The sequence below is a fragment of the Pseudomonas sp. RAC1 genome (assembly GCF_030658255.1).
Classification (GTDB): Bacteria; Pseudomonadota; Gammaproteobacteria; order Pseudomonadales; family Pseudomonadaceae; genus Aquipseudomonas; species Aquipseudomonas boreofloridensis.
Genome location: NZ_JAUTXS020000036.1, coordinates 126,466 through 152,122 on the forward strand (window position 1 = coordinate 126,466; position 25,657 = coordinate 152,122).

Here is a 25,657-nt window from a genome sequence, read left to right on the forward strand (position 1 = left end):
GGCTGGATGGCCGTACGCTAGGGAAGTTACCATCAATTTTTCGTGAAAACTTCAGGATTATTAAGTTATGAAGTGTATTTCATGATTAACAAAGTTTCACATCTTCACGCTTGGCAACGGCATAAAAGATGAATTGCACCTCTGGCCCCAGCGGCGGTCCATTTACACGGCTATCCTGAAGCAGCAGGATCTTTCCGCAATCCCTGAAATCGAGGTGAAAAGATGCCCGTACCGCACGATCTGCTAGCCGACCTGCACACCAGCGCAGACGCCTTCCAGGCCCTGGTCGACAACAACCACGACCTGCACAGGCTGCACAAGGAATACAACGCCAAGGACAAGGAGGTGGTGGCCGCCGAGGGCAACGGCACCAACGACGAGGCGGTCAACCGCCTGCGTCGCGAGCGCCTGCTGATCAAGGACAAGATCGAGCGGATCGTCCATCCGCCCAAGGCCTGATCCCTCGCTGAATGACCGTCTGATCGCGGCATCCCCCGCCGCGATCAGGCCTCTCCTGTCACGCCACGGCCGCCGCCTGCAAGCCCGCCTCCAGATCCTCGATCAGGTCGCGGCAGTCCTCGATGCCGATCGACAAGCGCACCAGGTTCTCGCTGATGCCCATCGTCGCCTTCTGCTGCGGGCTGAGCGAGTTGTGCGACATGCTCCAGGAGTGGTTGATCATGCTCTCCACACCGCCCAGCGAATCGGCCAGCACGAAGATCGACAATGCCTCCACCAGTCGCTTGACCGCCGCCCGGTCGCCCTTGACCCGCAGCGCCACCACGGCGCCGCCGCTGCGCATCTGGCGCTGACACAGCTCGTGCTGGGGATGGCTTTCCAACCCTGGGTAGAACACCTGCTCGACCTGCGGGTGACGCTCCAGGTGCTGCGCCACGCGCAAGGCATTGGCGCACTGGCGCTCCATGCGCACGTCGAGGGTCTTCAGGCCGCGCAGCGCCAGGTAGCAGTCGAACGGGCCCTGGATCGCGCCCACCGCCATGCTGATCTTGCGCAGGCGCGTCAGCAACTCGGGGTTGCCAGCCACCACCACACCGCCGGTCAGGTCGGAATGGCCACCGATGTACTTGCTCGCCGAGTGCATCACCAGGTCCACGCCAAGGGTGATCGGCCGCTGGTTCCAGGGCGAGCAGAACGTGTTGTCGATACAGGTGAGGATGCCGCGCGCCTGGGCCAGTTCGCTCAATGCGGCAATGTCCACCACGTGCAGCAGCGGGTTGGTGGGTGACTCCAGCCAGATCATCTGCGTGTTCGGACGGATCGCGGCCGCCACCGCGTCGAGGTCGTTGAGGTCGACATAGGTGGTGGTCAGGCCACTGGTGTGGGCACGGTAGTCCTCCATCAGGCGGAAGGTGCCGCCGTAGACCCCATTCATCACCACCACATGGGCATCCTTGGGCAACAGTTCGAGCACGGTGGCAGTGGCGCTCACGCCCGAGGCGCAGGCCACCGCGCCCACGCCTTCTTCGAGCGCCGCAACGCAGGTTTCGTAGGCATGGCGGGTGGGGTTGGCGACGCGGCTGTAGGCGTACTCGGGATGGTCGTCCAGGCCTCGCTTGATGAACGAACTGGAGGTGACGATGGCCGGGAAGATGGCGTTGTCGGCGACGCTGGACTGCTCGCCGGCATGGAGGGTTCGGGTGGCGAAACTGCGCGGTTTTTCAGCCATGATCGGGTCCGTCTGCACTGGGGGCGGGGAAAACTGCCACTATGGCATATCCGGCCCTGACTCGCCGCAGCGACAGGCCCGTGGCCAGCCGTTCCCCGAGTGCGCTAGGCTGCGCACTTCTTGTTCCGCACACACCGGCCCGCACGCAATGGCAATGGACAGTTTCGACCAGCACATTCTCACCCTGCTCCAACGCGACGCCTCGCTGTCGCTCAAGGACCTGGCCGAAGCCGTCAACCTCACCACCACGCCGTGCTGGAAGCGGGTCAAGCGCCTGGAAGACGAAGGGTATATCCGCGGCCGCGTGGCCTTGCTCGATCCACAGCGGTTGAACCTGGGCCTGAGCGTGTTCGTCCAACTCAAGACCCAGCGCCATGACAGCGCCTGGCTGGAGGACTTCGCCCGCACCGTCACCGCGTTCGAGGAGGTGATGGAGTTCTACCGCATGTCCGGCGACTGGGACTACATGCTGCGCGTGGTGGTCAGCGACATCGCTGCCTACGACCGCTTCTACAAGCGGCTGATCACCTGTACCGAAGGGTTGTCGAACATCACCTCCAGCTTCGCCATGGAGCAGATCAAGTACACCACCGCGTTTCCGGTGTCACGCTGACTGCCGGGCCTGGAGCGTGATAGAGCCCACCTATCGTCCAGTCGGCCAAAGCGATTTGACGTACCTGCCCACAGGTTATAGCGTGGACCCCATGCGCGGCGACAACGCCGCCCCCTCCTTTCGAGCACAAACGTGGAACAGAACCCGCCGGCCCTGATCGACGATTTCAACCGAAAAATCGACTACCTGCGGATGTCGGTCACCGACCGTTGCGACTTCCGTTGCGTCTACTGCATGGCCGAAGACATGCAGTTCCTGCCGCGCCAGCAAATCCTCAGCCTCGAAGAGCTGTACCAGGTGGCCGAGCGCTTCGTCGCCATGGGCACACGCAAGATCCGCCTGACCGGCGGTGAACCCTTGGTGCGCCAGGGCATCGTCGAGCTGTGCGGGCGCATCGCTGCCCTGCCCGGCCTGCGCGAACTGTGCCTGACCAGCAATGGCTCGCAGCTCGGTCGCCTGGCCCAACCGTTGTTCGACGCCGGCGTGACGCGCTTGAACATCAGCCTGGACAGCCTCGACGCCCAGCGCTTCAAGGCCCTGACCCGCACCGGCGACCTTGCCCAGGTGATCGCGGGCATCGACGCGGCGCGCCGTGCCGGTTTTCGTCGTACCAAGCTCAATTGCGTGGTGCTCAAGGGCCGCAACGACCACGAACTGGTCGACCTGGTGCGTTTCGCCATCGACCGCGAACTGGACATCACCTTCATCGAGGAGATGCCCCTGGGGGTGATCGACGAGCACGAGCGCGGCGAGTCGTTCTATTCCAGCGACGCGGTGCGCGAACGGCTGGCCGGGCATTTCAGCCTGATCGAGTCGGCCGAGTCCTCCCAAGGCCCGGCCCGCTACTGGCGCCTGACCGAGGCCCCGCAGACGCGGGTCGGCTTCATCTCGCCGCACAGCCACAACTTCTGCGCCACCTGCAACCGAGTGCGCCTGACCGTCGAAGGCCGGCTGCTGTTGTGCCTGGGCAACGAACACTCGCTGGACCTCAAGCAGGTATTGCGCAGCCACCCTGGCGACAGCGCCCGTCTGGACCAGGCGATCCGCGATGCCTTGCACCTCAAGCCCTACCGCCATCATTTCGAGGTGGGTGGCGAGGTGCAGATCCTGCGCTTCATGAACATGACCGGCGGCTGATCGGCCGTCTCTGGAACTGCCTTGATCGTCCACGCTCACACCGACCTGCTGCGCATGTTGTTCACCTTGCGCGGTTCCGTGGTCAAGCGCATCGCCGTGCGCTGCCTGATGGTGACCCTGCTGGCCGCACTGATCGTGTTGGTCGAACGGCACTACCCGGCGTTCTTCTACCCGGTCAGCGCTACGCCCTTCACACTGCTCGGGCTGTCGCTGTCGATCTTCATGAGTTTTCGCAACACCGCCTGCTACGACCGCTGGTGGGAGGGCCGCAAGGCCTGGGGACGGATGATCATCGAGGTGCGCTCGTTCGTGCGCGAAAGCGCAGTGATCGACGATCCAACCCAGCGTGCGCGGTTGCTGCGCAGCCTGTGCGCCTTCGCCCATGGCTTGAATGCGCGCCTGCGCAACGAGGACGACCTGCACGCCGCGAAGCCATGGCTGCCCAAGGACGCGGACATCTCGGCGCACAACGTTTGCGATGGCATTCTGCGCGATCTTGGCGAGCGCTGTTCGCGTCTGGCCAGCGAAGGACAGATCAGCGAGTTTCGCTACATGACGCTGGAGCAACGCCTGGTCGGGCTGTCGGAGGTGCAGGCCACGTGCGAACGCATCAAAGGCACGCCGCTGCCCTTCCCCTACACCCTGCTGCTGCACCGCACCATCTATATCTTCTGCCTGCTGCTGCCGTTCGCCCTGGCCGAGCCACTGGGCTGGCTGGCACCCTTGTTTACCACTATCGTCAGCTACACGTTCCTGGGTCTGGACGCTATCGGCAATGAGCTGGAAGACCCCTTCGGCCGTGACGAAAACGACTTGCCCACCGACTCGCTGGTGCGCCTGCTCGAACGTGACGTGCTGTCGGCGCTCGGCGAGCCGTTGCCGCCGCTGCTCGAACCGGTGGAACATGTGCTGAGCTGAGTCGAACAGCGCCCAGGCGCTTCACCACCGATTTGTCTCTGCTGGCCTTTTGCGTCACCCTGGCGCTGGCGGCACGCGCGTCCCTTCATCACGACGCCCCGTCCGATCCCCTTTCTTGCCAGGCCGGACCATGGACATCAAGCAGCTCAAGTTCCTCATCGCCCTCGACCAGACCCGGCATTTCGGCCAGGCCGCCGAGCTGTGCCACATTTCCCAGCCGACCCTGTCGATGCGCCTGCGCAACCTGGAAGAAGAACTGGACCTGGTGCTGGTCGAGCGCGGCCAGCGTTTCGAAGGCTTCACCGAAGCCGGCGAGCGCATCCTGGCCTGGGCCAAGACCCTGCTCGCCGCCCACGACGGCCTGCAGGCCGAAGCCGCCAGTTGCCGCGGCCAACTGGTCGGCAACCTGCGCCTGGGCAGCGTGCCGCTGGCCAGCTTCAATCCGATGGCACTGCTGCTGCCGCTGCGCGAGAAATACCCCGAACTGCACCTGCAATTGAGCTCGCTGAGCTCGCAGCAGGTGGTCGATGGCCTGAGTCGCAATCAGCTGGACCTGGGTATCTGCTACCTGGATCAGGTCGACCTCAGCTTCTTCGAAGTGATCGAACTGGGCACCACCACCATGGGCCTGCTGCACGACATCCGGCATTTCCAGTTCCCAGACGCGCAATTGCAGTGGCAAGCGCTGGCGGGGGTTCCGCTCGGCCTGCTGAGCAAAGGCATGCATTACCGCCAGTCCCTGGACTTGAGTTTCCGCAGTCGCGGCCTGGCGCCCCAGGCAGTGCTGGAAAGCGACTCCACCTTCCAACTGATCCAGGCAGTGAACGCCGGCATCTGCTGCGCGGTGATGCCGCTGGACTGCGGCCTTGAAGCGCTGAACGAGCACCTGCGCATCGTCCCTGTGGCCGACGCCAGCATCCACAGCCCCGTCGGCCTGCTGCTGCGCCGCAGCGAGCCGCGCCCGGCGATTGCCGAGCAGTGCTTCGAACACGCGCGGGCGTTGTTTGGGGCGCACTGATCGATCAAGCCCCGTGATGGCTGCAGGAGCGGCGGCTCACCGTGATTGAGTCGCGACCCAAACGCTGCATTTCCCCCAGGCACAAAAAAGCCACGAGCCCGCCTGTGGCGATCCTCGTGGCTTTTCGGGTGAAGGCCCGTCTGCAGACAGGCCTTCGCCAGACGGCTTACAGCGCCATGTCGTTGGCAGCCTTGCTTTCGACCGGTGCGCTCTGCGCATCGCCAGTGCTGGTGCCGACGCTCTGGTCGATCACTGGCGGCTTGTCCAGTTGCAGCACTTCGGCGGTGTAGTTCCACTCTTTCTGCACGGCGGCAGGCGAGTCGTTCAGCTTGGTGCCGTAGCTCGGTACGATCTCGTGCAGACGCGCCTGCCACTCAGGCGTGGCGACCTTGTCCTTGAACACGTTTTCCAGCACACCCATCATGATCGGTGCGGCGGTCGATGCGCCCGGCGAAGCGCCCAGCAGTGCGGCCAGGGTACGGTCGTCGGACGTCACCACTTCGGTGCCCAGCTTCAGCACGCCACCCTTCTCCGGGTCCTTCTTGATGATCTGCACGCGCTGACCGGCTTGCCACAGGCGCCAGTCTTCCTTCTTGGCGTGCGGGAAGTAGGTGCGCAGGGCTTCCATGCGCTCGTCGTCGGAGAGCATCAGCTGGCCGGCGAGGTACTCCACCAGCGGGTACTCGTCGATGCCGACGCGGGTCATCGGCCACACGTTATGCACGGTGGTGCTGCTCAGCAGGTCCATGTACGAACCGTTCTTGAGGAACTTCGGCGAGAAGGTGGCGAATGGCCCGAACAGGATCACGCGCTTGCCGTCCAGCACCCGGGTATCGAGGTGCGGAACCGACATGGGCGGTGCACCAGTGGAGGCAACGCCGTAGGCCTTGGCCATGTGCTGCATGGCGATCGTCGGGTTTTCCGTGACCAGGAACGAGCCGCCCACCGGGAAGCCGCCGTAGTTTTCGGCCTGCGGGATGCCCGACTTCTGCAGCAGCTTCAGCGCGCCGCCGCCGGCACCGATGAACAGGAACTTGGCGTCGGTGGCTGCGGTGTCACCGGTCTTCAGGTTCTTGTACTCGACGTGCCAGGAGCCGTCCTTGTTACGGGTGATGTCGCGCACTTCGCTGGACAGCTTCAGCTTGAAGTTGTCGCGGGTCTGCAGGTGGCTGACGTACTGACGGGTCACTTCACCCCAGTTGACGTCGGTGCCGATCGGCGTCCAGGTGACCGCCAGTTTCTGGTTCGGGTCACGGCCTTCCATCATCAGCGGAACCCACTTGGCGATCTGCGCGTGGTCCTCGGAGTACTGCATCGGGCGGAACAGCGGGCTGGCCTGCAGCGCTTCGTAGCGCTTCTTCAGGTAGCTGATGTTGTCGTCGCCCCAGACGAAGCTCATGTGCGGGGTGCTGTTGATGAACGAGTGCGGGTTCTTCAGCACGCCCTGACGCACTTGCCAGGCGAGGAACTGACGGGTCACCTGGAAGGCTTCGTTGATTTCAACGGCCTTGGCGATGCTGACGTTGCCGTCTTTATCGATCGGGGTGTAGTTCATCTCGGCCAGGCCGGAGTGGCCGGTACCGGCGTTGTTCCAGCCGTTGGAGCTTTCTTCGGCGACGCCATCGAGGCGCTCGACCATCTCCATCGACCAGCTCGGCTCCAGCTCGTTGAGCCAGACGCCCAGGGTTGCGCTCATGATACCGCCGCCGATCAGCAGCACATCGACTTTCTTGGTGTCTTCGGCGTGCGCCTGCATGAAGGACGCCGCGACAGCCAGACTCAGCAAGGTCTTGCCAGCTTTCTTGAACATTGATCACTTCCAGTCAGTAGAACGGAGGGCCTGTGGCTGGCCCGGGTGTTTCTTGTTCTTCAGCGCAGGCTTTTTGTGATCATTATTCGGCAGCCAGAGAACCTTTTGAGCGCGACAGCCTTTGGTCTGATTGACGCGGGTGGGCTGAAACGGTTGCGGATTGTAACTGAAATGCCAGCACAAACAAATTGCCGATGCGCCCGTCAAGGTGGCGCTTTGTCCCAGGGGCGAGGGACGCCCGGCACGCAGGCCGGGCGCGCAGACGGCTAGAGTTGCGGGTCGATGTCCGCGCCATACATGTCCGACTCTTTATAAAGGTCGTGGGCATGGCGCAGCAGCACCATGATCACCGCCGCCACCGGTAGCGCCAGCAGCACGCCGGTGAAGCCGAACAGCTCGCCGCCGGCGAGGATGGCGAAGATCACCGCCACAGGATGCAGGCCGATGCGATCGCCCACCAGCAGCGGCGTCAGCACCATGCCTTCCAAAGCCTGGCCGACCATGAACACCGCGACGATACCCAGCATCGGGTACAGGTCGCCGCCGAACTGGAACAGCCCGGCGATCAGCGCCGCGCCAATCCCCACGATGAAGCCCATGTACGGCACGATGGCCGCCAGCCCTGCCAGCAGGCCGATCAACAGCCCCAGCTCCAGCCCCAGCAACGACAGGCCTGCGGCGTAGATCACGCCCAGGGCCAGCATCACCAGCAACTGACCCCGAACGAAGGCGCCCAGCACTTCATGGCATTCGCCCGCCAGCCCGACCACCTGCTCTTCGCGCTGGCGCGGCAACAGGCTGCGCAACTTGGCCATCATCAGGTCCCAGTCGCGCAGCAGGTAGAAGCCCACCACCGGGATCAGCACCAGGTTGGCCAGCCAGGCGATCAGCGCCAGGCTCGAGGCGGTGGCCCGAGACAGCACGACGCCGACGATATCGGTGGTCTGCCCCATGTGCTCGCCGATGGCGGCCTTGATCTTGTCGAACTTCCAGAACCCGTCGGCCAGGCCCAAACGACTCTGCACCCAGGGCAGCGCCACATGCTGCAACCAGTCGAGCATCTGCGGGGTCAGCTCGTAAAGGCGCACCAACTGTTTGGCCAGCATCGGTACGAGCACCAGCAACAATGCCAGGAAGATGAGGGTAAACAGGCCGAACACCACCACCACGCCCCAGGTGCGCGACAGCCCCAGTCGTTCGAGGCGGTCGACCAGCGGGTCGGCCAGGTACGCCAGCAGGATGCCGATGAGGAATGGCGAGAGGATGTTATGCAACAGGAACAACAACAGGGCGATCAACAAGGCCACGCCCAGCCAGGCCCAACGGCGCATATCGGTCATCGTCGACACTCCTTACCAGCGAAAACGTAGGCCATCGAACGCAGCCGGCGCAGGCGGCTGCGCTGCGCCTGGCTGACCGGACGCGGTTTGCGGCGCAGGCGTCGGCGCGACAGGCGCGATCTGCTCGGCAGGCACCTCTTGAAGGTGCGCCAGACCCAATTGGGCACGCAACTGCTCGCGATTGCCGCTGACGGCGTAGGTGAGTGTGTCGCCCTCGGCTGCCTGCAGTCGCGGACCGTAAGGCTCGAGCACCCGTCCCAGTTCGGCGTAACGCTGCAGGTTCATGCCCTGTACCTGCACCTGCAGTTCGCTACTCGTCCCGGGCCGCACGACATAGCGCGGCGCCAAGCGGGTGCTGATCGCCAGCATCACGGCGTCGGCCAACGCCGCCTGATCGGCGCCCTCGGCGCTGCCCTGCTCGCGCTGGTCGCCCAACCACAACTGCCACTTGCCCTGCCACTTGCCGTCGGTTTCCTGGGCGTGCACAGCCAGCAAGGCATCGGCGTTGTAGCGCTCGGAGACCTCGCGCAGCGGCGCCGGATCCTTGCCTTCTAGCTGCTTGGCATTGGCCACCAGTTGCTCCTGCAGGTCGGCCAACGGCAGGCGCAACGGCAGGCCACGATGCTGGGCGGCCTGGCGCAGCGGTTCGGCACTGGTCTGGCCATCGCCCACCAGACTGCTGCCCTCGACGGTGTCGTTCAACCACCACCCGAGGATCGACGGCCGATTGCTGCCCCACAGCGCCAGACCGCCCTGGCGCAAGGCGCGCTCGGTGCTGCCGGGATCGAATTCGACCACCACTGCCTCGGGCGGGCCGGCCTCGTTGCCGACCTGGTTGATGATCTGCCGCGGATCCTTGCGCAGTGCGGCCACGGCTGGATTCTGAATCGCCTTCGGGTCGCCGGTCAGGCGCAGTACCAGGGTATCCAGTGCCTTGCTGGTGGCCTGGGTACGGGCCTCGCTGCCCTGGCCCTCGACAGGCTCACGAACCTGATACAGGCCCGAAACGGTCTCGGCCTGCGCCGTCGCGGCGATCAGGCCCGCACAGGCCACTGCCAGGTAATGAAAAAAACGCATGAAGAATTCCTGTCCAGGTGACGTTCCTCGCAGAAGCTACAAGCTGCGAGCGGTCAGCGGCAAGCAAAAGCGCACGGCGATACCGCCTGTCTTTTCTTATAGCTCGCGGCCTGGCGGTTGCCACCGGCCGCTCAATGGAGGATGGCCGCTGCCGGGCAACCCTGATAAAATCGCGCGCCTTCGCAGACCAGTCACGTACAGGCAGCCGCCGCCCTCGAAGCCGGCCTTGGCCGCGCTGGTCGTTTTCCTGAATCCCTCCCTCTAAAGGCCTGGATCAATGAGCAAGCAACCCTCCCTGAGCTACAAGGACGCCGGTGTAGACATCGACGCCGGCGAAGCACTGGTCGAACGCATCAAGGGCGTGGCCAAGCGCACCGCACGCCCTGAAGTCATGGGTGGCCTGGGCGGCTTCGGCGCCCTCTGCGAGATCCCGGCCGGCTACAAGCAGCCCGTGCTGGTGTCCGGCACCGACGGCGTCGGCACCAAGCTGCGCCTGGCGCTGAACCTGAACAAACACGACAGCATCGGTCAGGACCTGGTCGCCATGTGCGTCAACGACCTGGTGGTGTGCGGCGCCGAGCCGCTGTTCTTCCTCGACTACTACGCCACTGGCAAGCTCAACGTCGACGTCGCGGCCACCGTGGTCACCGGCATCGGTGCCGGCTGCGAACTGGCCGGCTGCTCGCTGGTCGGTGGCGAGACCGCCGAAATGCCCGGCATGTACGAAGGCGAAGACTACGACCTGGCCGGTTTCTGCGTCGGCGTGGTGGAAAAATCGGAAATCATCGACGGCTCGAAAGTGGTCACCGGCGACGCCCTGATCGCCCTGCCCTCCTCCGGCCCGCACTCCAATGGCTACTCGCTGATCCGCAAGATCCTCGAAGTGTCCAGCACCGACATCGACAACACCCAGCTCGACGGCAAGCCGCTGGCCGACCTGCTGATGGCGCCGACGCGCATCTACGTCAAGCCGCTGCTGGAACTGATCAAGAAGACCGGCGCGGTCAAGGCCATGGCCCACATCACCGGCGGTGGCCTGCTCGACAACATCCCGCGCGTGCTGCCAAAAGGCGCCCAGGCCGTGGTCGATGTGGCCAGCTGGCAGCGTCCGGCAGTCTTCGATTTCCTTCAGGAAAAAGGCAATGTCGACGAGCATGAAATGCACCGCGTGCTCAACTGCGGCGTAGGCATGGTCATCTGCGTGGCCCAGGACCAGGTCGATGGCGCCCTGGCCGTACTGCGCCAGGCCGGCGAGCAGCCTTGGGTGATCGGTCGCATCGACGTGGCCGCCGAAGGCGCCGCGCAGGTCGAGCTGCACAACCTCAAGGCACACTGATGCCGAGCAAGTCCTGCAATGTGGTCGTCCTGCTGTCGGGGTCCGGCAGCAACCTGCAAGCGCTGATCGACAGCAACCGCGCCGAGGGCAGCCCGGCGCGAATCGGTGCGGTGATCGCCAACCGCGCCGACGCCTATGGGCTGGAGCGTGCCCGCGCCGCCGGGATCGACACCGCCGTGCTCGAGCACGGCGGCTTCGCCGGGCGTGAAGCGTACGATACGGCGCTGATGCACGTGGTCGACAGCTATGCTCCCGACCTTGTGGTACTCGCCGGTTTCATGCGCATCCTCAGTGGCGGCTTCGTGCGCCACTACCACGGCCGACTGCTCAACATCCACCCCTCGCTGCTGCCCAAGTACAAGGGGCTGCATACCCATCAGCGGGCGCTGGAGGCCGGCGACACGGAACACGGTTGCAGTGTTCATTTCGTCACCGAGGAACTCGACGGCGGGCCCTTGGTCGTACAGGCTGTGGTAGCGGTCGCGCCAGGCGACGATGCGCAGAGCCTGGCACAACGGGTCCACCGACAGGAACATCAGATTTATCCGCTGGCAGTGCGCTGGTTCGCTGAAGGACGCTTGCGCCTGGGCGATCACGGTGCATTACTGGATGGCCAGCCGCTGGCGGCCAGCGGCCACTTGATTCGACCCTAGGAGAATGTATGCGTCGCGCCCTGTTTTTGGCTCTCGCCGTGCTTGCCCTGCCGCTCCAGGCAGCTGACCTGAAGCCCTTCTCGGCCAGCTACACCGCCGACTGGAAACAACTGCCCATGAGCGGTACCGCCGAGCGCAGCCTGGTCAAGAATGCCAACGGCACCTGGGACCTCAATTTCAAAGCGTCCATGATGATCGCCAGCCTCACCGAGCAGAGCACGGTGCGCATGGAAAACGACACCCTGCTGCCGCAGAAGTATCACTTCGAGCGCGGCGGCCTGGGCAAGGCCAAGAAAGTCGACCTGGATTTCGACTGGAGCAGCAAGAAAGTCACCGGTAGCGACCGTGGTGATGCCATCAGCCTGCCGCTCAACCGTGGCGTGCTGGACAAGTCGTCCTACCAGTTGGCGCTGCAACATGACGTGGCCGCCGGCAAGAAGAGCATGACCTACCAAGTGGTCGACGGTGACGAGATCGACACCTACGACTTCCGCGTGCTGGGCGCCGAGAAGGTCGCCACCAAGACGGGCCAGGTCGATGCCGTGAAAGTGGAGCGTGTCCGCGATCCAAGCCAGAGCAAACGGATCACCGAGCTGTGGTTCGCCAAGGATTGGGACTACCTGCTGGTGCAACTGCGCCAGGTGGAGACCGATGGCAAGGAATACGTGATCGTGCTGCAGGACGGCACGGTCGACGGCAAATCGGTAAAAGGCAACTGATCGCCTCTGTGCTGTTTCCCAAGCCCCGCCCTGTGCGGGGCTTTGTTTTGTTCCCCGCACATTGATGAACATTGTTTCATCGTCGTTTTATTTACTTAGCCTGCTAACAAACTCTATAAAGAGGGTGTGCGACACAGTGTCGCAGACCAACGAAAGTGGAGTTTACCGATGACTGTCCAAGTAACCGAACGCGACGAATCGAAAATGTCCCACGAAGGCCTGGCCGCTGGCGTGCGGATCTGGGATGTGCACCAGCAGGGCCAACTGGTCGGCATGTTCCATGACGAGCACCAAGCCCATCAGTACCGCCAGGAGCTCGAGACCCTCGAGAACCAGCGCCGCACGCAGTAAGTGCCCACTCACGAAAAACCCCGCCTAGGCGGGGTTTTCGTCATTTACCACATGAGATCGTCAGGGATCTTGTAGGCCGCGTACGGATCGTCCTCGTCAGTTTCCTCGACATGGGTGTTGAGCAGCAGGATGCGCTGTGGCGCACGCTCCTGGACCTTCACCGCGGCTTCGCGAGGAATCACTTCATAGCCACCGCCATGGGCAACGATCGCCAACGAGCCATTGCTCAGCTTGCTGCGCATCAGGGCATTGACGGCGATGCGCTTGACCTTCTTGTCGTCGACGAAGTTGAAGTAGTCCTCGGTATTGAGCTTGGGCAGCCGGGTGGCCTCGATCAGTTGCTTGACCTGGGCGGCACGCGCCTTCTGCTCGGCCTTCTCCTGCAACTGACGGTTCAGTTCCTGGTCTTTCCTGGCCTTCTCGGCCATGGCTTCCTTGGCCTGGCGCTGCTGGCTGTCATCGACCTCCAACTGGCCTTTGTGCTGCAGGCGTTTCTGTTTCTTCTCGGCCTTGTTGGTCTGGGAGACCTGCTTCTGGTTGACCAGACCGGCCTTGAGCAATTGATCGCGAAGGGAAAGGCTCATGGGTGTTCACTCACTTATGCATCGGCTCAGCCGCAGCTGGGCAGGTTCTTTTCCTGACGCTTGGCTTCGCCCCAGAGGGCGTCCAGCTCGTCAAGGCTACAGGCTTCGATCGGGCGGCTGGCGTCGCGCAGTGCCTGCTCGATGAAGCGAAAACGTCGTTCGAATTTACGGTTGGCGCCACGCAGGGCGTTTTCTGGGTCCAACTTGAGGTGGCGAGCCAGGTTCACGGCAGCGAACAGCAGGTCGCCGACTTCATCTTCCAGCGCCAGGGCATCGCCCTCGGCCATCGCTTGCAGCACCTCGTCGAGCTCTTCACGGACCTTGTCCAGTACCGGCAGCGCCTCGGGCCAGTCGAAACCGACGGTGGCGGCGCGCTTCTGCAGTTTGGCCGCACGCGATAGCGCCGGCAAGGCGGCCGGCACATCGTCGAGCAACGACAACTGCTCAGGCGTGCTCTTCTCGGCGCGCTCCTCGGCCTTGATCTGCTCCCAGCGCGCCTTGACCTGCGCTTCGCTCAGGCGCGGGGCATCGACGGGTGCGTACAGGTCGCCCGTTGGGAACACGTGGGGATGACGACGGATCAGCTTGCGGGTGATCGAATCGACCACGTCAGCAAAATCGAACCGCCCGTCCTCGCGCGCCAATTGGCTGTAGTAGACCACCTGGAACAGCAGGTCGCCGAGCTCGCCCTGCAACTGGACCAGATCGCCCTGCTCGATGGCATCGGCCACCTCGTAGGCTTCCTCGAGGGTGTGCTTGACGATGCTGGCGTAGTCCTGCTCCACATCCCACGGGCAACCGAACTGCGGGTCGCGCAGACGGGCCATGAGGTGCAGCAGGTCGTCCAGGGCGTAAGTCATGGGGGCAAGTCCTTCGGTGGCGGTTTCATCGCGGCTGACTCCGCGCCCACAGGGGCGGGGTCAGCCTGACAAGGGGGTACGGTCTCAGGGCGTGCGGTTACGCCGCGTCTCGATGATATTCGGCAGTTGCGAGATGCGCCCGAGCAGGCGCCCCAATGCATCCAGGCCGGGAATCTCGATGGTCAGCGACATGAGCGCGGTGTTGTCTTCCTTGTTCGACCGGGTATTGACCGCCAGCACGTTGATCTTCTCGTTGAGCAGCACCTGCGACACATCGCGCAGCAGCCCCGGCCGGTCGTAGGCGCGGATGACGATGTCGACCGGATAGGTCTGCACCGGAATCGGCCCCCAGCTCACCTGAATGATGCGCTCGGGTTCCTTGCCGGCCAATTGCAGCACCGAGGCGCAATCCTGGCGGTGGATACTCACCCCGCGCCCCTGGGTGATGTAACCGACGATGGCATCGCCCGGCAGCGGCTGGCAGCAGCCCGCCATCTGTGTGAGCAGGTTGCCGACCCCCTGGATCTGGATGTCGCTGCGCTTGCCGGCACGGGTGCCGCGCGCCGCGCGCGGAATCAACTCGACCTGCTCGATGCGCTCCGGCTCGATCAACTGCTGGGCGGCGTTGACCAGATGAGCCAGGCGCAGATCACCAGCCCCCAGGGCCGCGAACAGGTCTTCGGCAGTCTTGACGTTGGCCTTTTCCGCCAGGCGTTCGAAGTCGACCTGCGGCAGCCCCAAGCGGCTGAGCTCGCGCTCGAGCAGGGTCTTGCCGGCCGCGACGTTCTGATCGCGCGCCTGCAACTTGAACCAGTGGACGATCTTGGCCCGCGCCCGCGAGGTGGTGACGTAGCCCAGGTTGGAGTTCAGCCAGTCACGGCTCGGGCTGCCGTGCTTGCTGGTGATGATCTCCACCTGCTCGCCGGTCTGCAGGCTGTAGTTCAGCGGCACGATGCGCCCGTTGATCTTGGCGCCTCGGCAGTTATGGCCGATCTCGGTGTGCACGCGGTAGGCGAAGTCCAGCGGCGTGGCGCCCTTGGGCAGGTCGATGGCGTGGCCATCGGGGGTGAACACGTAGACCCGGTCCGGCTCGATGTCGACCCGCAGTTGCTCGGCCAGGCCGCCGATGTCGCCGAGTTCCTCGTGCCACTCCAGCACCTGGCGCAACCAGGAAATTTTCTCTTCGTAATGGTTGGAGCTGGACTTGACGTCGGTGCCCTTGTACTTCCAGTGCGCACAGACGCCCAGTTCGGCTTCTTCGTGCATGCCGTGGGTGCGGATCTGCACTTCGAGCACCTTGCCCTCGGGGCCGATCACCGCCGTGTGCAACGAGCGGTAGCCGTTTTCCTTGGGGTTGGCGACGTAGTCGTCGAATTCCTTGGGAATGTGCCGCCACAAGGTGTGGACGATACCCAGCGCGGTGTAGCAGTCGCGGATTTCCGGGACCAGCACGCGCACCGCACGCACGTCGTAGATCTGGCTGAATTCCAGGCCTTTGCGCTGCATTTTGCGCCAGATCGAATAGATATGTTTGGCCCGGCCGCTGATGTCGGCCTTGACGCCGGTGGCCAGCAGTTCGTTCTGCAACTGGTTCATCACATCGGAGATGAACCGCTCGCGGTCCAGCCGTCGCTCGTGCAGCAGCTTGGCGATCTGCTTGTACTGGTCGGGCTCCAGGTAGCGGAACGAAAGGTCTTCGAGTTCCCACTTGATGTGGCCGATACCCAGGCGGTGGGCCAGCGGTGCATAGATGTCGAACACCTCGCGGGCCACGCGCAGACGCTTTTCGTCATCGGCAGACTTCACCGCACGGATGGCGCAGGTGCGCTCGGCCAGCTTGATCAGCGCCACACGCACGTCATCGACCATCGCCACCAGCATCTTGCGCAGGTTTTCCACCTGGGCCTGGGAGCCGAGCACCAGCGACTGGCGCGGACTGAGGCTGGCACTGATGGCGGCCATGCGCAGCACCCCGTCGACCAGCTTGGACACCACGGGCCCGAAACGTTGACCGACCTCGGCCAAGGTCACCTTGCCCTCGCGCACCGAGCGATAGATCACGGCGGCGACCAGCGAATCCTGGTCGAGCTTGAGGTCGGCGAGGATCTCGGCGATTTCCAGGCCCGCCTGGAAACTCGAGGTGCCGTCGGCCCAGGAGTGCTTGGCGGGGTTGCCCTTCTTCTCGACGTCCTGGGCGAAATCGCAGGCCTCTTTGAGGGCCGTGCGATCCAGCGCCGAATCGACGCTCACCACATGATCGAGCCATGCATCGAGGTTGATACTGCCGTCGGTGTTGACCGGCTGGTGCACTCTCACCTGTACCATGTTTCGTTTACCTTTCCATACAGCGCGCCCAACGGACGCACTGGCAATCAACCGTACCGCTTCCATTCCGTGGAAGCGCTACCAAGGGGCCAGCCGTTACTGGCCCGCTTCGAATAACGCCATGGCCTCGACATGGGCCGTCTGAGGAAACATGTCGAGAATCCCGGCCCTTTTTAACCGGTACCCCTGGCCGACCAGCACCTGCGCATCTCGCGCCAGCGTCGCGGGGTTGCACGATACATACACCAATCGCCGGGCCTTGAGCCGGGCGATGCCTTGCACCACCTCGTGGGCACCGTCGCGAGGTGGGTCCAAGAGTACCGCAGAAAAGCCCTCGGCGGCCCACTCGGCAGCGGCCAGCGACTGCGATAAATCGGCCTGAAAAAACCGCACGTTATGCACATCGTTGGCCTGCGCGTTGGCGGCGGCGCGGTCAACCATGGTTTGCACGCCCTCCACCGCGACCACTTCGCGCGCCTGACGTGCCAGCGGCAGGGCAAAGTTGCCCAGGCCGCAGAACAGGTCCAGCACCCGCTCGTCCTGCTGCACGTTCAACCAGGCCAGCGCCTGCTCGATCATCTGCGTGTTGACCTGCGCATTGACCTGGACGAAGTCGCCCGGCCGCCAGGCCAGTTCCAGCCCCCAGGGTGCCAGGCTGAAACCCAGCCTGGAGGCGGGATCGCAGGGCGCAGGCTCGCCCTCGCCCTGCAGCCAGAGCTGCGCCCCGGCTTCCTGGCAGAACGCCTGCAACCGCGCCACATCCTGCTCGGGCAACGCGGACACATGACGCACCAGCACCGAGTCGGCGCTGCCGCTGAACAGCTCGACATGCCCCAGGGCCTGCGGCGTGCTCAGGCTGCGCAGCACGGTCGGCAAATGGCGCAGGATCGCCTGCAAGGGCTGTACCAGCACCGGGCAATCGTCGATGGCGATGATGTCCTGGCTGGCCTCGGCACGAAAACCGACCTGCAGCTCGCGGGCCTTGGCGTCCCAACGCACGGCAAGGCGTGCGCGGCGGCGGTAGCCGAACTCCGGCCCGGCCAATGGCGCGGCCCACGCCTCTGGCTGGACACCCGCCAGCCGTTGCAACTGCTCGGCCAACTGACGCTGCTTGAGCGCCAGCTGCGCGGCATGCGGCAGGTGCTGCACGGTGCAGCCACCGCAACGGGCGTAGTGTCGGCACGGCGCTTCGCGACGTTCAGGGCTGCCTTGCAGCACCCGCTCCAGGCGCGCTTCGACGATCTTGCCGCGGGCACTGAGCACCCGCGCCTCGACCGCCTCGCCCGCCAAGGCGCCACTGACGAACCAGGTGCGCCCCTCGACGAAGGCGATGCCACGACCGTCTCCGGCCAGGCGCTCGATGTCCAGGCGCTGTTTCTTGCCCACGGGCACCTGCGCGCGGCGATCGCCGCCGGCAGGTTGGAAGCGCAGGTTGCTGCTGTTGCTTTTCTTTCTGGACATCAGGTCGCGTCGAACAGGCCGGTGGACAGGTAGCGGTCGCCGCGGTCGCAGATGATCGCGACCATCACGGCATTTTCCATTTCTCGGGACAGACGCAGCATCGCCGCCACCGCACCGCCAGAGGACACGCCACAGAAAATGCCCTCTTCGCGGGCGAGCCGGCGCATGGTCGCTTCGGCTTCTTCCTGGGACATGTCGACCACTCGATCCACCCGCGTGGCGTCGAAGATCTTCGGCAGGTACTGCTCGGGCCAGCGGCGAATACCGGGGATGGCCGAACCTTCCATCGGTTGCAGACCGACGATCTGCACCGCCGGGTTCTGCTCCTTGAGGTACTGCGAACAGCCCATGATGGTGCCGGTGGTGCCCATGGAACTGATGAAATGGGTCACGCCGCCCTGGGTCTGCTGCCAGATCTCCGGGCCGGTGCTGGTGTAGTGCGCGATGGGATTGTCGCCATTGGCGAACTGATCGAGCACCAGGCCGCGGCCTTCGGCCTGCAGTTTGTCGGCCAGGTCGCGCGCGCCTTCCATGCCCTCCTCCTTGGACACCAGGATCAGCTCGGCGCCGTAGGCGGTCATGGCGGCCTTGCGCTCGGCGGTGGAGTTGTCCGGCATGATCAGGATCATCTTGTAACCCTTGATCGCTGCGGCCATGGCCAGGGCGATACCGGTATTGCCGGAGGTGGCCTCGATCAGCGTATCGCCGGGCTTGATCTGGTTGCGCAGTTCGGCTCGGGCGATCATCGACAGCGCCGGGCGATCCTTGACCGAACCGGCAGGATTGTTGCCTTCGAGCTTGAGCAGCAAGGTGTTGCTGGTGTGCCCGGCCATGCGCTGCAGGCGCACCAGCGGGGTGTTGCCGACGCAATCGGCGATGGTTGGGTACTGCAAGGTCATGGGCGTGTTTCGCAATCAGGACGGCAGGGGCGACTATCATACCGGCAAAGCCGGTTTGGCCATATCACGCAATCGTCGGGGTCTATAGCATTCAGCTATATCGCTCCAGCGCGTTCTTGCGTGATCCCGCTCAACACCGAGGTGCACAAACCCAGTGCATTGGGGCCGAACGCGGAGTAACGTTCAGCCTGCTCGCCGTCCTGCGTGGACGGCCCGCCCGCACATGACAGGAGACCAGTGTGCTCGATCGTTTGGGAATCAGAAGCCGCGTCCTGCTGCTGGCCCTCCTGCCCGCCGGGCTGATGGCGCTGGTGCTGGGCAGTTATTTCACCTGGCTGCAGCAGAACGAACTGCGCAGCCAACTGCTGCAACGCGGCAAGATGATCGCCGAGCAACTGGCCCCGCTGGCCGCGCCAGCCCTGGCGCAGAACACGCCGGCGCAGTTGGAGCGGATCGCCGCCGAGGCGCTGGAACAAGCCGATGTGCGCGCGGTGGCGTTCCTCGCCCCGAACCGCTCGCGCCTGGCCCACGCAGGCCCGAGCATGCTCAACCCACCGCCCAGCGGCGGCACCGGCACGCAACTGCTGCAACGCAGCGGCAACGACGCCACGCGCTACCTGATGCCGGTGTTCGGCCATCACCGCGACCTGGCCACCGCGGCGGTGCCGGACGAGCGCGAACGCCTGCTGGGCTGGGTCGAGATCGAACTGTCCCACGACGGCACCCTGCTGCGCGGCTACCGCAACCTGTTCACCAGCCTGCTGCTGATCCTTGCCTGCCTGAGCCTCAACGCCCTGCTGGCGCTGCGCATGAGCCGGGCGATCAACGGCCCGATCGGGCGCATCAAGCATGCCGTCACCCAGCTCAAGGAAGGCCACCTCGAAGAACGCCTGCCACCGATGGGCAGCGTCGAGCTGGACGAGTTGGCTGCCGGCATCAACCGCATGGCCGAGACCCTGCACAATGCCCACGAGGAATTGCAGCACAGCATCGACCAGGCCACCGAGGACGTGCGCCAGAACCTGGAAACCATCGAGATCCAGAACATCGAGCTGGACATGGCGCGCAAGGAAGCGTTGGAGGCCAGCCGCATCAAGTCCGAATTCCTCGCCAACATGAGCCACGAAATCCGCACCCCGCTCAACGGTATCCTCGGCTTCACCCACCTGCTGCAAAAGAGCGAGCTCACGCCGCGCCAGCTCGACTACCTGGGTACCATCGAGAAATCGGCCGACAACCTGCTGGGCATCATCAACGAAATTCTCGACTTCTCCAAGATCGAAGCCGGCAAGCTGGTGCTCGACAGCATTCCGTTCAACCTGCGCGACCTGATCCAGGACACCCTGACCATCCTGGCGCCCGCCGCCCACGCCAAGCAGTTGGAACTGGTCAGCCTGGTCTACCGTGACACGCCGTTGTCGCTGATCGGCGATCCATTGCGGCTCAAGCAGATCCTCACCAACCTGGTGAGCAATGCCATCAAGTTCACCCGCGAAGGCACCATCGTCGTGCGCGCCATGGTCGAGGACGAACACGAGGACACCGCACAGTTGCGCATCAGCGTGCAGGACACCGGCATCGGTCTGTCACCACAGGACGTGCGCGCGCTGTTCCAGGCCTTCAGCCAGGCCGACAACTCGCTGTCTCGCCAGCCCGGCGGCACCGGCTTGGGACTGGTGATCTCCAAGCGCCTGATCGAGCAGATGGGCGGCGAAATCGGCGTCGACAGCACGCCCGGCGAAGGCTCGCAGTTCTGGATCAACCTCAACTTGCCCAAGGCCCATGACGATACCGACGCCTTGCCGCTGCAGGCCCTGATCGGTCGCCGCGCCGCGATCGTCGATGGGCATGAACTGGCGCGCCAGGCGTTGCAGCATCAGTTGGAGGATTGCGGCCTGAGTGTCAGTCTGTTCGGCTCGTTCGACCAACTGCTGCAAGGGGTGCAGGCGGCCAGTCAGGCCGGGCAGCCGTTCGAACTGGCGGTGCTTGGCGCCCACCTCGGCATCCTCGCGCCGGAACGCCTCGGCCAGTACCACCAGCAGCTCGAGCGTCTGGGCTGCCAATGCGTGGTGCTGTGCCCGACCACCGAGCAGGCGCAGTACCACCCGTTCCTGCCCAATGGCCACGGCCAACTGCTGTCCAAGCCCACCTGCACCCGCAAACTGCGGCGCCTGCTGCTGGAGTTGATGCAACCGAGTCGCCCCAACGTCGATGTGCGCCAGGGCATCGGCACGCGCCTACCTCGCATCCTGTGCGTCGACGACAACCCGGCCAACCTGCTGCTGGTGCAAACCCTGCTCGAGGACATGGGCGCCCAAGTGGTCGCGGTGGACAGCGGCTTCGCGGCGGTGGAGGCAGTCCAGGCTGCGCCCTTCGACCTGGTGCTGATGGACGTGCAGATGCCGGGCATGGACGGCTGCGCCTGTACCGAGCAGATCCGCGACTGGGAAACGCGCCAGAACGATCCGCCGCTGCCCATCGTCGCCCTCACTGCGCACGCCATGGCCAATGAAAAGCGCGCCTTGTTGCACAGCGGCATGGATGATTATCTGACCAAGCCGATCAGCGAGCGCCAACTGGCCCAGGTGGTGATGAAATGGACCGGGCTGAACCTCGGCACGCCGCCGCCGGAGCGCGCCAGCGAACGCCTGCCCGACAGCAGCGAACTGCTGGTGCTGGATCACGAAGAAGGCCTGCGCCTGGCAGCCGGCAAAGCGGACCTGGCCGCCGACATGCTGGCCATGCTGCTGGCGTCGCTGGAGGGCGACCGTCAGGCCATCGCCAGCGCGCGCGAGCTGGGTGACCGCGCGGCGATGATCGAGCGCGTGCATCGCCTCAACGGGGCTTCGCGCTATTGCGGGGTGCCGCAACTGCGTGCGGCCTGCCAGCGCGCCGAGACCTTGCTCAAGCAGGACAGCCCCCAGACCACCCAGGCGCTCGACGAGTTGGACCTGGCCATCGAGCGTCTGGCGCAACAGGCGCACTTTTCCGCCTGACAACCGATTGCCGAAGGAGTATCGCGCATGCGCATCCTGTTGTTCAGCAGCCAACACTACGACCAGGAAAGCTTCAGCCAGGCCGCCCTCGACAGCGGCCTGGAACTGCACTTTCAACCCGCTCGCCTGACCCTGGACACGGCACCGCTGGGGCAGGGTTTCGCCGTGGTGTGCGCCTTCATCAATGACGAGCTGGATGCCGAGGTACTGGAATGCCTGGCCAGCGGCGGCACCCGCCTGATCGCCCTGCGTTCGGCCGGCTACAACCACGTGGACCTGGCGGCAGCGGCGCGCCTGGGGCTGACCGTGGTGCGGGTGCCAGCCTACTCGCCGCACGCCGTGGCCGAGCACGCGGTCGCGCTGATCCTGGCGCTCAACCGTCGCCTGCACCGCGCCTACAACCGCACCCGCGACGGCGACTTCACCCTGCACGGGCTGACCGGCTTCGACCTGCATGGCAAGACCGTAGGCGTGGTCGGCACCGGACAGATCGGCGCGACCTTCGCCCGCATCATGGCCGGCTTCGGCTGTCGCTTGCTGGCCTACGACCCGCAGCCCAATCCCGAGTTGCTGGCACTGGGGGCCCGCTACCTGGAGCTGCCCGAGCTGCTCAGCGAGTCGCGCATCATCAGCCTGCACTGCCCGCTGACCGACGCCACCCGTCACCTGATCAACGCCCGCAGCCTGGCCAGCCTGCAGCCAGGCGCCATGCTGATCAACACCGGACGCGGCGCGCTGGTCGACACACCGGCGCTGATCGACGCGCTCAAGAACGGTCAACTCGGCTACCTGGGCCTGGATGTCTACGAGGAAGAAGCGCAGCTGTTCTTCGAGGACCGCTCCGACCAGCCGCTGCAGGACGACGTACTGGCCCGCCTGCTGACCTTCCCCAACGTCATCGTCACTGCCCACCAGGCCTTCCTCACCCAGGAAGCCTTGGCGGCGATCGCTGCCACCACGCTGGACAACGTGCTCCACTGGGCGGCAGGCGATGCGCGCAACACCGTCACGGGTTAGGATACGCGGCATTTCTGGAGGACCCATGGTCGAGCACGATTTCCGCTACACCCTTTTCAACCCGCAACACACCCTGATCGAATGCCGCGCCCTGGTGCCAGGTCGCTACCAGGTGACCGGCAACGGCGGCTCGATGCACAAGGGCGACGCCCTGCTGGTCACCCTCAAGGGCAGCAAGGACCTGTCCATGCGCCTGACCGTCGAAAGCGTGCGCCACCTGATCAACCCGCGCGGCCAGTGGGTTGCCGTGGCCAGCGGCCCGGTGTTCAACGAGCTGGAAATCCTCACCTGGCAGGTCAAGTGCGACCAGTGCGAAGCCGTGCTCGACTTCGAGTTCGCCGTCGACGCCAAGCTGGGCAAGAAGGCCCGCCAGCCGGCCGCCAGCGCCCGCATCGCCGAACTGGGCTGGCGCAGCGAAGGCGAGCGTCACCTGTGCCGTCAGTGCCAGGCAGGCGCCCAATGAAGCATCTGTTGACCTGCGCGGCGCTGCTCGGTGGTCTGCTCGGCTGCGCCGCCGAGCCTTCGAAGCTGCAGCACGAGCGCAGCTATGTCCTGGAATGGATCGGCGAACGCCCGCTGATCGACAACAGTCACCTGACCCTGACCCTGGCTGACGATGGTCGCGCCTATGGCACCGCCGGCTGCAACCACTGGTTCGCCAGCTACACGCAGAACGGCGAGCGGCTCAGCTTCGGCCAGGTCGGCAAGACCCGCAAGCTGTGCGCCCCGGCACTGATGGAGCAGGAAGAACGCTATCTGAAAGCGCTGCAGAGCGTGCAGCGCTGGGATGTCTCGAGCATCGAGCAGATCCGCCTGTGGCCTGCCGAAGGCAAGCCCCTGCGCTTCTGGGCTGAAGAAGACTGAGGTCATTCAGGGCTGCCAAGCACGCCATCGCCGGTCGACCCGCGATGGGCTGCGCCGCAGCCCTGATAACCGTCAGGCTCCCTTCAATGCCTTGATCTTGGCCTGGAGCCCTTCGAGCGTCTGCTCGCCGAGCAACTGCTCGCGTACCTTGCCCTTGTCGTCGATGATGTAGGTCACTGGCAACGCCTCGCTGCGCGGTAACTCGTAGTGCTCGGCAGGATCCTGCGCCAGCACGGTGAATTCGATGCCGAGCGCCTGGGCCGCTTGCTTGAGATCGTCGCCCTGCAGGCCATCGAAGTTCACCCCCACTACCTTGATGCCCTGCGCCTGCCACTGCTGGGCCGCGCTGTTCAGTTCCGGGATTTCCGTGCGGCACGGACCGCACCACTCGGCCCAGTAGTTGAGCACCAGCCAGTGCCCGTCGAGCTGCTCGGCCTTTACCGTGTTGCCGTGTTGGTCCACGCCGTAGTCTGCACCGCAGCCGCCGAGCAACAGGCTCGCGGTGATCGCCAGTGCAGCCGCCAAACGCCTTGCCATGGGTCAATCCTTCTCGAAGTTTTAAAGCATGAAATGTCGGACGCAGCGGGTAGAATAGCCGCCACACCCAGCTGGATGCGACCCGTCATGCCCGAACTGACCCTCTACCATAACCCACGCTGCTCGAAATCCCGTGGCGCCCTGGAACTGCTGGAAGCCCGCGGCCTGGCACCGACCATCGTGCGCTACCTGGAAACCCCGCCCGATGCGGCCACCCTGCACGCGCTGCTCGGCAAGCTCGGCATCGGCGCGCGCCAGTTGCTGCGCAGCGGCGAAGACGAATTCAAGACCCTGGGCCTGGCCAACCCCGCCCTCAGCGAGGCGCAACTGATCGAGGCCATGGTCCAGCATCCGAAACTGATCGAACGCCCGATCCTCGTCGTCGACGACAAGGCCGTGATCGGCCGTCCCCCGGAAAACATCCTGGAGCTCTTGCCATGAGCGAACCCTACATCCTGGTGCTGTACTACAGCCGTCACGGCTCCACCAGCGAGATGGCCCGGCATATCGCCCGCGGCGTCGAAATGGCCGGACTGGAAGCGCGGCTGCGCACCGTGCCGGCCATTTCCACCGAGTGCGAAGCCGTGGCGCCGGACATCCCCGCCAGCGGCGCGCTCTACGCCAACCTGGACGACCTGCGCCAGTGCGCGGGCCTGGCCTTGGGCAGCCCGACCCGCTTCGGCAACATGGCAGCGCCGCTGAAGTACTTCCTCGACGGCACCAGCAGCCTGTGGCTGGGCGGCGAACTGGTGGGCAAGCCTGCGGCCGTGTTCACCTCCACCGCCAGCCTGCACGGCGGCCAGGAGACCACCCTGCTGTCGATGCTGCTACCGCTGATGCACCACGGCATGCTGGTCACCGGTCTGCCCTACAGCGAGTCCGCCTTGCTGGAAACCCGTGGCGGCGGCACGCCCTATGGCGCCAGTCACCATGCCGGCGCCGATGGCAAGCGCGAGCTGGACGAGCACGAAATCGCCCTGTGCCGCGCCCTGGGCCAACGCTTGGCGAGCACGGCCAAGGCGCTGAGTCACGCACGTGGCTAAAAAACCCAAGGTACTGCCGACACTCGACTGGCTGGCTCCCCGCCTGCGGCTGACCCGCGCACTGGCGCTGGCCTGCTTCTGTGGCCTGATCGCCCTGCTGGTGGTGAACGATGTGTGGTTCGCCGACCTGCACGGCGCCCGCGTCGCGGTGATCCTGGCCATCGAGCTGGTGCCGCTGCTGCTGTTGCTGCCCGGCATGCTGATCGGCAGCGCCCGGGCACATGCCTGGACCTGCTTCGTGGTGAACCTCTATTTCATCAAGGGCGTGCTGGCGGCCTTCGACCCGGCCAGGGCGCTGTTCGGCTGGATCGAAGTGCTGGTGAGCCTGGCGCTGTTCGTCAGCGCCCTGCTGTTCGTGCGCTGGAGGTTCCAGTTCGAACGGCGTATGGCGGGCGAAGGTCGGTAGGCGCCC

Annotated in this window: 26 protein-coding genes; 16 read left to right on the forward strand and 10 right to left on the reverse strand. The window is 64.8% G+C overall.

What is annotated here, in order from left to right; genetic code table 11:
• Positions 1-222 precede the first annotated feature (222 nt).
• Positions 223-459, forward strand: coding sequence for a YdcH family protein (locus Q7C30_RS15585; protein WP_039576076.1), 237 nt, complete (start codon positions 223-225; stop codon positions 457-459).
• A gap of 58 nt (positions 460-517) precedes the next feature.
• On the opposite strand, the gene Q7C30_RS15590 is transcribed toward Q7C30_RS15585, so the two are convergent.
• The gene (locus Q7C30_RS15590; RefSeq protein ID WP_317872045.1) at positions 518-1,687 is read right to left on the reverse strand and encodes an aminotransferase class I/II-fold pyridoxal phosphate-dependent enzyme; all 1,170 of its coding nucleotides are present in this window, start codon (positions 1,685-1,687) and stop codon (positions 518-520) included.
• Positions 1,688-1,841: 154 nt separating this feature from the next.
• On the opposite strand from Q7C30_RS15590, the gene Q7C30_RS15595 reads away from it, so the two are divergent.
• The 4 genes from Q7C30_RS15595 (at position 1,842) to Q7C30_RS15610 (ending at position 5,373) form a co-directional block, all read left to right on the forward strand.
• Complete coding sequence (locus Q7C30_RS15595; protein ID WP_039576070.1) at positions 1,842-2,300, forward strand: Lrp/AsnC family transcriptional regulator; 459 nt, start codon at positions 1,842-1,844, stop codon at positions 2,298-2,300.
• Between the two features lie 132 nt (positions 2,301-2,432).
• Positions 2,433-3,437 (forward strand): GTP 3',8-cyclase MoaA, encoded by a 1,005-nt coding sequence (moaA, locus tag Q7C30_RS15600; RefSeq protein WP_304484639.1) that lies wholly within the window; start codon positions 2,433-2,435, stop codon positions 3,435-3,437.
• Positions 3,438-3,458: 21 nt separating this feature from the next.
• Positions 3,459-4,355: a bestrophin family protein gene (locus tag Q7C30_RS15605; protein ID WP_317872046.1), complete on the forward strand. Its 897-nt coding sequence runs from the start codon at positions 3,459-3,461 to the stop codon at positions 4,353-4,355.
• A gap of 130 nt (positions 4,356-4,485) precedes the next feature.
• The gene (locus tag Q7C30_RS15610; protein WP_317872047.1) at positions 4,486-5,373 is read left to right on the forward strand and encodes a LysR family transcriptional regulator; all 888 of its coding nucleotides are present in this window, start codon (positions 4,486-4,488) and stop codon (positions 5,371-5,373) included.
• 166 nt (positions 5,374-5,539) lie between these two features.
• On the opposite strand, the gene mqo is transcribed toward Q7C30_RS15610, so the two are convergent.
• The 3 genes from mqo to Q7C30_RS15625 all read right to left on the reverse strand — a co-directional run bounded on the left by mqo (position 5,540) and on the right by Q7C30_RS15625 (position 9,600).
• Complete coding sequence (mqo, locus tag Q7C30_RS15615; RefSeq protein WP_317872048.1) at positions 5,540-7,183, reverse strand: malate dehydrogenase (quinone); 1,644 nt, start codon at positions 7,181-7,183, stop codon at positions 5,540-5,542.
• Between the two features lie 266 nt (positions 7,184-7,449).
• Entirely contained in the window at positions 7,450-8,523 is a 1,074-nt protein-coding gene (locus Q7C30_RS15620; protein WP_317872049.1) for an AI-2E family transporter, read from the reverse strand.
• A gap of 12 nt (positions 8,524-8,535) precedes the next feature.
• Complete coding sequence (locus Q7C30_RS15625) at positions 8,536-9,600, reverse strand: DUF2066 domain-containing protein (RefSeq protein ID WP_317872050.1); 1,065 nt, start codon at positions 9,598-9,600, stop codon at positions 8,536-8,538.
• A gap of 277 nt (positions 9,601-9,877) precedes the next feature.
• On the opposite strand from Q7C30_RS15625, the gene purM reads away from it, so the two are divergent.
• The 4 genes from purM (at position 9,878) to Q7C30_RS15645 (ending at position 12,659) form a co-directional block, all read left to right on the forward strand.
• Entirely contained in the window at positions 9,878-10,936 is a 1,059-nt protein-coding gene (purM, locus tag Q7C30_RS15630) for a phosphoribosylformylglycinamidine cyclo-ligase (protein ID WP_317872051.1), read from the forward strand.
• Complete coding sequence (gene purN, locus Q7C30_RS15635; RefSeq protein WP_029614648.1) at positions 10,936-11,589, forward strand: phosphoribosylglycinamide formyltransferase; 654 nt, start codon at positions 10,936-10,938, stop codon at positions 11,587-11,589. Before purM ends, purN begins: the two co-directional genes overlap by 1 nt.
• An 8-nt stretch (positions 11,590-11,597) precedes the next feature.
• On the forward strand, positions 11,598-12,308 hold the full coding sequence (locus tag Q7C30_RS15640) for a DUF3108 domain-containing protein (protein WP_317872052.1): 711 nt from the start codon (positions 11,598-11,600) through the stop codon (positions 12,306-12,308).
• A gap of 168 nt (positions 12,309-12,476) precedes the next feature.
• Positions 12,477-12,659 carry a hypothetical protein gene (locus tag Q7C30_RS15645; protein ID WP_029614650.1) on the forward strand — a complete coding sequence of 61 codons (183 nt, stop codon included), beginning with the start codon at positions 12,477-12,479 and terminating at the stop codon, positions 12,657-12,659.
• Positions 12,660-12,703: 44 nt separating this feature from the next.
• Here the strand turns inward: Q7C30_RS15645 and Q7C30_RS15650 are convergent, their stop codons facing one another.
• The 5 genes from Q7C30_RS15650 to cysM all read right to left on the reverse strand — a co-directional run bounded on the left by Q7C30_RS15650 (position 12,704) and on the right by cysM (position 18,788).
• Positions 12,704-13,243, reverse strand: a complete 540-nt coding sequence (locus tag Q7C30_RS15650) for a DUF2058 domain-containing protein (protein WP_317872053.1) — start codon at positions 13,241-13,243, stop codon at positions 12,704-12,706.
• A 26-nt stretch (positions 13,244-13,269) separates the two neighbouring features.
• On the reverse strand, positions 13,270-14,103 hold the full coding sequence (gene mazG / locus Q7C30_RS15655) for a nucleoside triphosphate pyrophosphohydrolase (protein WP_116887735.1): 834 nt from the start codon (positions 14,101-14,103) through the stop codon (positions 13,270-13,272).
• An 84-nt stretch (positions 14,104-14,187) separates the two neighbouring features.
• Positions 14,188-16,428, reverse strand: coding sequence for a GTP diphosphokinase (gene relA / locus Q7C30_RS15660; protein ID WP_029612913.1), 2,241 nt, complete (start codon positions 16,426-16,428; stop codon positions 14,188-14,190).
• A gap of 96 nt (positions 16,429-16,524) precedes the next feature.
• Complete coding sequence (gene rlmD, locus Q7C30_RS15665; RefSeq protein ID WP_317872054.1) at positions 16,525-17,889, reverse strand: 23S rRNA (uracil(1939)-C(5))-methyltransferase RlmD; 1,365 nt, start codon at positions 17,887-17,889, stop codon at positions 16,525-16,527.
• Positions 17,889-18,788 (reverse strand): cysteine synthase CysM, encoded by a 900-nt coding sequence (gene cysM / locus Q7C30_RS15670; protein ID WP_317872055.1) that lies wholly within the window; start codon positions 18,786-18,788, stop codon positions 17,889-17,891. Before cysM ends, rlmD begins: the two co-directional genes overlap by 1 nt.
• 239 nt (positions 18,789-19,027) lie before the next feature.
• Here cysM and Q7C30_RS15675 point away from each other — a divergent pair, with 239 nt between their 5' ends.
• Genes Q7C30_RS15675 through Q7C30_RS15690 form a run of 4 tightly spaced genes read left to right on the forward strand, consistent with a single transcriptional unit; the run spans position 19,028 to position 23,665 of the window.
• Complete coding sequence (locus Q7C30_RS15675) at positions 19,028-21,784, forward strand: response regulator (RefSeq protein ID WP_317872056.1); 2,757 nt, start codon at positions 19,028-19,030, stop codon at positions 21,782-21,784.
• A gap of 27 nt (positions 21,785-21,811) precedes the next feature.
• The gene (locus Q7C30_RS15680) at positions 21,812-22,801 is read left to right on the forward strand and encodes a 2-hydroxyacid dehydrogenase (RefSeq protein WP_317872057.1); all 990 of its coding nucleotides are present in this window, start codon (positions 21,812-21,814) and stop codon (positions 22,799-22,801) included.
• A gap of 25 nt (positions 22,802-22,826) precedes the next feature.
• The gene (locus Q7C30_RS15685) at positions 22,827-23,264 is read left to right on the forward strand and encodes a hypothetical protein (RefSeq protein WP_039576049.1); all 438 of its coding nucleotides are present in this window, start codon (positions 22,827-22,829) and stop codon (positions 23,262-23,264) included.
• On the forward strand, positions 23,261-23,665 hold the full coding sequence (locus Q7C30_RS15690) for an META domain-containing protein (RefSeq protein WP_116887732.1): 405 nt from the start codon (positions 23,261-23,263) through the stop codon (positions 23,663-23,665). The genes Q7C30_RS15685 and Q7C30_RS15690 overlap by 4 nt, the downstream gene beginning before the upstream one ends.
• 72 nt (positions 23,666-23,737) lie before the next feature.
• Here Q7C30_RS15690 and Q7C30_RS15695 read toward each other — a convergent pair whose 3' ends face one another.
• Positions 23,738-24,202, reverse strand: coding sequence for a TlpA disulfide reductase family protein (locus tag Q7C30_RS15695; protein WP_039576045.1), 465 nt, complete (start codon positions 24,200-24,202; stop codon positions 23,738-23,740).
• An 87-nt stretch (positions 24,203-24,289) separates the two neighbouring features.
• Here Q7C30_RS15695 and arsC point away from each other — a divergent pair, with 87 nt between their 5' ends.
• The 3 genes from arsC to Q7C30_RS15710 are packed head-to-tail and all read left to right on the forward strand — an operon-like array spanning position 24,290 to position 25,651.
• Entirely contained in the window at positions 24,290-24,643 is a 354-nt protein-coding gene (gene arsC / locus Q7C30_RS15700) for an arsenate reductase (glutaredoxin) (RefSeq protein WP_317872058.1), read from the forward strand.
• A complete protein-coding gene (gene wrbA / locus Q7C30_RS15705; protein WP_039576041.1) occupies positions 24,640-25,245 on the forward strand; it encodes an NAD(P)H:quinone oxidoreductase in 606 nt (201 codons plus the stop codon). The genes arsC and wrbA overlap by 4 nt, the downstream gene beginning before the upstream one ends.
• The gene (locus Q7C30_RS15710; protein ID WP_295484987.1) at positions 25,238-25,651 is read left to right on the forward strand and encodes a DUF2069 domain-containing protein; all 414 of its coding nucleotides are present in this window, start codon (positions 25,238-25,240) and stop codon (positions 25,649-25,651) included. The genes wrbA and Q7C30_RS15710 overlap by 8 nt, the downstream gene beginning before the upstream one ends.
• Positions 25,652-25,657 lie beyond the last annotated feature (6 nt).

Bases quoted from the DNA above. Each gene is read 5' to 3' on its own strand.
- Q7C30_RS15585 (WP_039576076.1), top strand. From the start codon at position 223: ATGCCCGTACCGCACGATCTGCTAGCCGACCTGCACACCAGCGCAGAC.
- Q7C30_RS15590 (WP_317872045.1), bottom strand. From the start codon at position 1,687: ATGGCTGAAAAACCGCGCAGTTTCGCCACCCGAACCCTCCATGCCGGC.
- Q7C30_RS15595 (WP_039576070.1), top strand. From the start codon at position 1,842: ATGGACAGTTTCGACCAGCACATTCTCACCCTGCTCCAACGCGACGCC.
- Q7C30_RS15610 (WP_317872047.1), top strand. From the start codon at position 4,486: ATGGACATCAAGCAGCTCAAGTTCCTCATCGCCCTCGACCAGACCCGG.
- mqo (WP_317872048.1), bottom strand. From the start codon at position 7,183: ATGTTCAAGAAAGCTGGCAAGACCTTGCTGAGTCTGGCTGTCGCGGCG.
- Q7C30_RS15620 (WP_317872049.1), bottom strand. From the start codon at position 8,523: ATGACCGATATGCGCCGTTGGGCCTGGCTGGGCGTGGCCTTGTTGATC.
- Q7C30_RS15625 (WP_317872050.1), bottom strand. From the start codon at position 9,600: ATGCGTTTTTTTCATTACCTGGCAGTGGCCTGTGCGGGCCTGATCGCC.
- purM (WP_317872051.1), top strand. From the start codon at position 9,878: ATGAGCAAGCAACCCTCCCTGAGCTACAAGGACGCCGGTGTAGACATC.
- purN (WP_029614648.1), top strand. From the start codon at position 10,936: ATGCCGAGCAAGTCCTGCAATGTGGTCGTCCTGCTGTCGGGGTCCGGC.
- Q7C30_RS15640 (WP_317872052.1), top strand. From the start codon at position 11,598: ATGCGTCGCGCCCTGTTTTTGGCTCTCGCCGTGCTTGCCCTGCCGCTC.
- Q7C30_RS15645 (WP_029614650.1), top strand. From the start codon at position 12,477: ATGACTGTCCAAGTAACCGAACGCGACGAATCGAAAATGTCCCACGAA.
- Q7C30_RS15650 (WP_317872053.1), bottom strand. From the start codon at position 13,243: ATGAGCCTTTCCCTTCGCGATCAATTGCTCAAGGCCGGTCTGGTCAAC.
- mazG (WP_116887735.1), bottom strand. From the start codon at position 14,103: ATGACTTACGCCCTGGACGACCTGCTGCACCTCATGGCCCGTCTGCGC.
- relA (WP_029612913.1), bottom strand. From the start codon at position 16,428: ATGGTACAGGTGAGAGTGCACCAGCCGGTCAACACCGACGGCAGTATC.
- rlmD (WP_317872054.1), bottom strand. From the start codon at position 17,889: ATGTCCAGAAAGAAAAGCAACAGCAGCAACCTGCGCTTCCAACCTGCC.
- cysM (WP_317872055.1), bottom strand. From the start codon at position 18,788: ATGACCTTGCAGTACCCAACCATCGCCGATTGCGTCGGCAACACCCCG.
- Q7C30_RS15680 (WP_317872057.1), top strand. From the start codon at position 21,812: ATGCGCATCCTGTTGTTCAGCAGCCAACACTACGACCAGGAAAGCTTC.
- Q7C30_RS15685 (WP_039576049.1), top strand. From the start codon at position 22,827: ATGGTCGAGCACGATTTCCGCTACACCCTTTTCAACCCGCAACACACC.
- Q7C30_RS15690 (WP_116887732.1), top strand. From the start codon at position 23,261: ATGAAGCATCTGTTGACCTGCGCGGCGCTGCTCGGTGGTCTGCTCGGC.
- Q7C30_RS15695 (WP_039576045.1), bottom strand. From the start codon at position 24,202: ATGGCAAGGCGTTTGGCGGCTGCACTGGCGATCACCGCGAGCCTGTTG.
- arsC (WP_317872058.1), top strand. From the start codon at position 24,290: ATGCCCGAACTGACCCTCTACCATAACCCACGCTGCTCGAAATCCCGT.
- wrbA (WP_039576041.1), top strand. From the start codon at position 24,640: ATGAGCGAACCCTACATCCTGGTGCTGTACTACAGCCGTCACGGCTCC.